Below are 6,302 nucleotides of genomic sequence, written 5' to 3'. Positions count from 1 at the left end.
GCTTAGCCTTTTTAATTTGAAATGCTGACCTAGCACTTAGTACTTAGTACTTAAACACTCGAATCTAAGGTTTTAGAGGCAAACGAGTGAACTCATCGTGCCCACACTGAGTACATGCAATAATTTCAGTTGGGTGATTGTAAGTTGTTTTATGCCCGCATTTTTCACACACAAGCACACCAAGTCCAATCAACTCACCGCTTTTGTACACACCTTGATGATCTAAGTCTTTAAAGAACTCGACCCACTCAACTTTGGTTTTATCGGTAATATCTGAAAGTGATTGCCAAAGAGTATTGGCGATGGTGAGATAAAAAGGCCCTGATTTACTTTTTTCAAAGCTATTGGCAAATTCTTGCAAATCCGATTTCACATAGGCAGAAACAAGTGCGAGTTCGTCTTTTGTCATGTCATTAGCCGCTTCTACAACTTTCTCTGAAGTGGCAATCACGTTGTTAATTTCTTCTGGGCTATTTTTTAGAGATTCAACAACGTTCGACAATAACTTTTCATATCCTGATTGGCGTTTTGGCATACCAACTCCTTTTCTATGACGATCTAATGACAATAGATAACCACTAAAAATACCTTTTGAATACCATTATTTTAGTCTCTGTAGATTCAGACAAAGGTCGTGCCACTCACAGTTTTCAAAAAATAAATAACTATGTCATTATTATTTAAAGCTATTTTCTAAAAAGCATCTTGCGCTATACCCTCAAACACTTCCCTAAAATTCATCGCAAATCCTGAGCTAAAGTTTTACATCCTGCCGAATGCCCTTTTGCTAGAACTTAGCCTAAGCAGTATCTAACAGACTAAAATTGTCACAACAGTCAGTCATCGAGACGCATAAACGCAAATATCCTCGTTTAAAGCTAGCTTTGTGGTTGTTGCTTTTAGCTGCATTAGGTATTCTAAGCGGATCTCTAATGAACTGATTTAATCGTTCTAATAGTTTCCTAGAAAACGGATAGCGTCCATGCAAGAACAATACAACCCGCAAGATATTGAACAGAAAGTTCAACAGCACTGGGACAGCAACAAAACGTTTGTTGTAACTGAAGACTCAAGCAAAGAAAAATTTTACTGTCTTTCAATGTTCCCTTACCCAAGTGGTCGTCTCCACATGGGCCATGTGCGCAACTACACCATTGGTGATGTAGTATCTCGTTTCCAACGCCTGCAAGGTAAAAACGTGATGCAGCCGATTGGTTGGGATGCTTTTGGTCTACCAGCAGAAAACGCTGCTGTTAAGAACAACACAGCTCCAGCACCATGGACTTACGAAAACATTGAGTACATGAAAAACCAACTTAAGCTACTTGGCTTTGGTTACGACTGGAACCGTGAATTTGCCACTTGTACTCCAGAATACTACCGCTGGGAACAAGAGTTCTTCACTAAGCTGTACGAAAAAGGCCTAGTGTACAAAAAGACTTCATCTGTTAACTGGTGTCCAAACGATAAAACTGTTCTAGCAAACGAACAAGTTGAAGACGGCTGCTGCTGGCGTTGTGACACCCCTGTTGAACAGAAAAAAATCCCACAATGGTTTATTAAAATCACTGAGTACGCACAAGAGCTACTTGATGATCTAGACAACCTTGACGGTTGGCCTGACATGGTAAAAACCATGCAACGCAACTGGATTGGTCGCTCTGAAGGTGTTGAACTTAAATTTGAAGTTAAAGGTCAACAAGACTTAGAAGTGTACACCACTCGTCCTGACACTCTTATGGGTGTAACGTACGTGGGCATCGCAGCAGGTCACCCTCTGGCTGATATCGCCGCTCAAACTAACCCTGAGCTTGCGGCTTTCATTGATGAGTGTCGCAACACTAAAGTAGCCGAAGCTGAACTGGCGACAATGGAGAAGAAAGGTATGGCGACAGGCCTTACTGCTATTCACCCATTGAACGGCCGTGAAGTTCCAGTTTACGTGGCTAACTTCGTACTGATGGATTACGGCACAGGCGCTGTAATGGCAGTTCCTGCACACGATCAACGTGACTACGAATTTGCCACTAAATACGGCCTAGACATCATCCCTGTGATCAAACCAGCCGATGGTTCTGAGCTTAATGTCTCTGAAGAAGCTTACACTGAAAAAGGTGTACTGTTTGATTCAGGCGAATTTGACGGCCTTGAATTCCAAGCCGCGTTTGATGCTATCGCAGCCAAACTAGAGTCAGAAGGTAAAGGCACTAAAACCGTTAACTTCCGTCTACGTGACTGGGGCGTATCTCGTCAACGTTACTGGGGTGCACCAATCCCAATGGTCACTACACAAGACGGTGAAGTTCACCCAGTTCCTGCTGATCAACTGCCAGTTATCCTGCCAGAAGATGTAGTAATGGACGGCGTAACTAGCCCAATTAAAGCCGATTTAGAATGGGCTAAAACCACATTCAATGGCGAACCTGCACTGCGTGAAACGGATACTTTTGATACCTTCATGGAATCATCTTGGTACTACGCACGTTACTGTTCACCACAAGCTGACGATATTCTAGATCCAGAAAAAGCCAACTACTGGCTACCTGTTGATCAATACGTTGGTGGTATCGAACACGCTTGTATGCACCTATTGTACTCGCGCTTCTTCCACAAACTATTGCGTGATGCGGGCTACGTCACTTCAGACGAACCGTTCAAGCAACTGCTTTGTCAAGGTATGGTATTGGCTGATGCTTTCTACCACACTAACGAAAAAGGCACTAAAGAGTGGATCGCACCTACTGATGTGACTGTTGAACGTGATGGTAAAGGTCGCATTGAAAAAGCTGTAGATACCCAAGGCCGCGACGTTGAACACTCAGGCATGATCAAAATGTCTAAGTCGAAAAACAACGGTATCGACCCACAAGAAATGGTCAACAAATACGGCGCAGATACAGTACGTCTATTCATGATGTTTGCCTCTCCTGCTGACATGACTCTTGAGTGGCAAGAATCTGGCGTTGAAGGGGCTAACCGCTTCCTAAAACGTGTTTGGAAACTGGTTCGTGAGCACTCTGCACAAGGCGCAGCCGAAGCAGTAGACGCTAAAGCGCTTTCTTCTGAGCAAAAAGCACTGCGTCGTGACGTACACAAAACCATTGCTAAAGTGACCGATGACGTTGCACGTCGTCAAACCTTCAACACTGCGATTGCCGCTATCATGGAACTGATGAACAAACTGGCGAAAGCGCCACAAGCATCAGCTCAAGATCGCGCCATCCTAGACGAAGCACTTAAAGCGGTTGTGACTATGCTTTACCCAATCACTCCGCACATCAGCTTTGAAATGTGGACAGCATTAGGTGGCAGCGACATCGATCACGCGCAATGGCCAACCTTTGATGAAAAAGCGTTAGTAGAAGACGAAAAACTTATCGTTGTTCAAGTAAACGGTAAACTTCGCGCCAAACTAACCGTTGCTGCAGACGCATCAAAAGAGCAAGTTGAAGAACTGGGTCTAAACGATGAAAACGTGGTTAAATTCATTGAAGATAAAACTGTGCGTAAAGTGATCTACGTACCAGGTAAGTTGCTGAATATTGTAGCAAACTAATCTAACCTTAGTGTGAGGGCGAAAAATTTCGCCTTCACACTTCGTTTTTTATAGTGCTTTTTAACTCACTTTTTATTTAGAGAAGCACCATAAAAACCGAACTTCCTGTAGAGAGTATTCTTTTGATTCAAATTGCACGCCTACCCTATTTACGTCTCACTATTGCTCTACTGTTTGCATCACTACTCAGTGGGTGTGGTTTTCATTTACGTGGCAATTACCTAGTTCCTGAAGAAGTAGGCTCGATGTCCCTTACCAGTTACGATGATTATTCTCGATTAACCCGAGATGTCACCACTGAGCTCAGAAACAACGACATTGATCTTGTGACTCCTGCGGCCAATGTCACTAACCTGCACCTGTTATCAGAAAGCATCAGTGATCGCACACTTTCTCTCTATCAAAACAGCCGCGCGGCCGAAAAAGAGATCAAACTGGTAGTCACTTACCGAGTTATCGTACCTGAAGTCTATTCTCGAACCTTTACTACTCAAGTAAGCCGTAGCTATCTAGATAACCCACTCACCGCTTTGGCTAAATCGGTAGAGCAAGAGATGCTAGAAAATGAAATGCGTAAGCAAGCCTCTCGACAAATCATTCGACAGCTAGCACGTCTACGCAATAGCCTCGATAATGAAGATTCACAACAACTAGAAGTGAATGAAGAAGGCATGCTTGTTGACCCTTCTTTGCAGAAAAAAGATCAAATTTCATTAGAAGCTGAATTCGAGAAATCTGATCCTGCACCGGTTGCTCCGCAACCAAGCGCAACTGACGAAAATAAAGCGGATGATTCATCTTCAGCTACTGAGACTAGCGCGACAGAAACAGTAAGCACTGATACGACAACCACAGAGGCTGAAACGCCTGCTGCGGAGTAGACAGTTATCATGCGTATCTTTGCTGACAAACTAGAGAACACTTTACAAAGACAGTTACACCCCGTGTATCTTGTGTTTGGTGGTGAAGCTCTTTTAGTGCAGGAGTCTCAAAATCAAATCGAACAAAGCGCCAAAGCACAAGGTTTTAGTGAAACCTTCCGCTTTGCCATTAACGCGCAAACCGATTGGAATGAGATCTTTAATGCCTGTAACTCAATGAGTCTTTTTGCTGAAAAAAAGATCCTACAACTCGAGTTACCAGAATCGGGCACCAATCAAACCATAAGTAAAGAGCTGCTGAATTTACAGCAAATGCTCAATCCTGACGTGATATTGATTGTCATCGGAAGCAAGCTCACTAAAGCGCAAGAAAACACCAAATGGTTCAAAGCACTCAATGCTAACGGCTTATGGGTCAGTTGCTTAACTCCTGATGCACAACGTTTACCGCAGTTTGTTATGCAGCGCTGCCATAAATTGGGGCTAAAACCCGATGCAGAAGCGGTGCAAATGCTGGCGCAATGGCATGAAGGGAACCTTTTAGCCCTTAGTCAGAGCTTAGAGAAGCTTTGTTTACTCTATCCTGACGGAGTCTTGACGCTAATTCGTATAGAATCAGCCCTGAGCAGACATAACCACTTTACAGCGTTTAACTGGATTGACGCTATGCTTGAAGGAAAAGCCAAGCGTAGCCAGCGTATTTTGCGTGAATTGCACGGTGAAGGTATCGAAGCGGTTATCTTACTGCGCACATTGCAAAAAGAGCTCAATACTTTAATGAGCTACAAGCAACAATTGAATCAAAAAAGTTTACAGCAAGTATTTGACCAATACCGCGTTTGGAACAACAAGCGCCCACTGTATACCGCAGCGCTTAATCGCCATACTGCACGCTCTTTGTATTCGATGGTCTGCGCTCTAGCAGAAGCCGAGCACACAGCAAAAACCGATTATGACACCAGCGTATGGCCAATGCTGACGCAATTAACACTCGACATGAGTATGTCGCAAAACGCTTAAGATCAGCGCGATATACTTTCCACCTATGACAATTTGAATAAGGAGCCTGCATTGCAAGGCAAGGAATTAAAAGACTTTTTGGCTGATAAAGCAGACGATATAAAAGCACAACAAATCGTAACCCTAGACGTTCAAGGAAAATCTAGCGTGACCGATTACATGATTATCTGCACAGGCACCTCTAAGCGCCACGTTTCCTCCATTGCAGAGCATGTTGCCAGTGAAGCGAAAAAGATCGGCATCGAACCTTTAGGTATGGATGGTGAACTTGAAGGCGAATGGGTTGTCGTAGATATGGGATCTACCATGATTCATGTGATGCAAGAAGAACACCGCGAACTTTATCAACTAGAAAAACTTTGGGGTTAATCTGTGAAAATCCAACTCGTTGCCGTTGGCACTAAAATGCCAAAATGGGTAGAAGAAGGCTTTAATGAGTACAAGCGTCGTTTTCCCAACGATATGCCTCTGGAACTGATTGAGATCACTGCTGGTAAACGAGGTAAAAACGCTGACATTGCGCGCATCTTACAAAAAGAAGGCGAATCCATGTTGGCGGCAGTACCTAAAGGAAACCGAATTGTGACCTTAGATATTCCAGGCAAGCCTTGGGATACTCCGCAACTCGCACAACAGTTGGAGCGTTGGAAACTCGATGCTCGTGATGTTTCTATTCTTATCGGTGGACCAGAAGGTTTAGCGCCAGCGTGTAAAGCAGCCGCAGAACAAAGTTGGTCACTTTCCCCTTTAACACTCCCTCACCCTTTGGTGCGAGTGGTAATGGCCGAAAGCCTATACCGAGCTTGGAGCGTTAACGCGAACCACCCTTATCATCGTGAGTAATC

At 43.9% G+C, this 6,302-nt stretch carries 6 protein-coding genes; 5 read left to right on the top strand and 1 reads right to left on the bottom strand.

The window, feature by feature from the left end; translation table 11 throughout:
- Positions 1–64: 64 nt before the first annotated feature.
- The gene (locus VHA01S_RS16040; RefSeq protein WP_023405392.1) at positions 65–535 is read right to left on the bottom strand and encodes a zinc ribbon-containing protein; all 471 of its coding nucleotides are present in this window, start codon (positions 533–535) and stop codon (positions 65–67) included.
- Positions 536–982: 447 nt separating this feature from the next.
- Here VHA01S_RS16040 and leuS point away from each other — a divergent pair, with 447 nt between their 5' ends.
- The 5 genes from leuS to rlmH all read left to right on the top strand — a co-directional run bounded on the left by leuS (position 983) and on the right by rlmH (position 6,300).
- On the top strand, positions 983–3,556 hold the full coding sequence (gene leuS / locus VHA01S_RS16035) for a leucine--tRNA ligase (RefSeq protein ID WP_023405391.1): 2,574 nt from the start codon (positions 983–985) through the stop codon (positions 3,554–3,556).
- Between the two features lie 125 nt (positions 3,557–3,681).
- Positions 3,682–4,437 (top strand): LPS-assembly lipoprotein LptE, encoded by a 756-nt coding sequence (locus VHA01S_RS16030; RefSeq protein ID WP_039971201.1) that lies wholly within the window; start codon positions 3,682–3,684, stop codon positions 4,435–4,437.
- A gap of 9 nt (positions 4,438–4,446) precedes the next feature.
- Positions 4,447–5,457, top strand: coding sequence for a DNA polymerase III subunit delta (holA, locus tag VHA01S_RS16025; protein WP_023405389.1), 1,011 nt, complete (start codon positions 4,447–4,449; stop codon positions 5,455–5,457).
- A gap of 51 nt (positions 5,458–5,508) precedes the next feature.
- A complete protein-coding gene (gene rsfS, locus VHA01S_RS16020; protein ID WP_023405388.1) occupies positions 5,509–5,826 on the top strand; it encodes a ribosome silencing factor in 318 nt (105 codons plus the stop codon).
- A 3-nt stretch (positions 5,827–5,829) separates the two neighbouring features.
- Positions 5,830–6,300 carry a 23S rRNA (pseudouridine(1915)-N(3))-methyltransferase RlmH gene (gene rlmH, locus VHA01S_RS16015; RefSeq protein WP_023405387.1) on the top strand — a complete coding sequence of 157 codons (471 nt, stop codon included), beginning with the start codon at positions 5,830–5,832 and terminating at the stop codon, positions 6,298–6,300.
- Positions 6,301–6,302: the final 2 nt, after the last annotated feature.

The sequence above is a fragment of the Vibrio halioticoli NBRC 102217 genome (genome assembly GCF_000496695.1).
Lineage (GTDB): Bacteria > Pseudomonadota > Gammaproteobacteria > Enterobacterales > Vibrionaceae > Vibrio > Vibrio halioticoli.
Note: the sequence above shows the minus strand (reverse complement) of the source record. Positions and strands in the feature narration are given on the sequence as shown.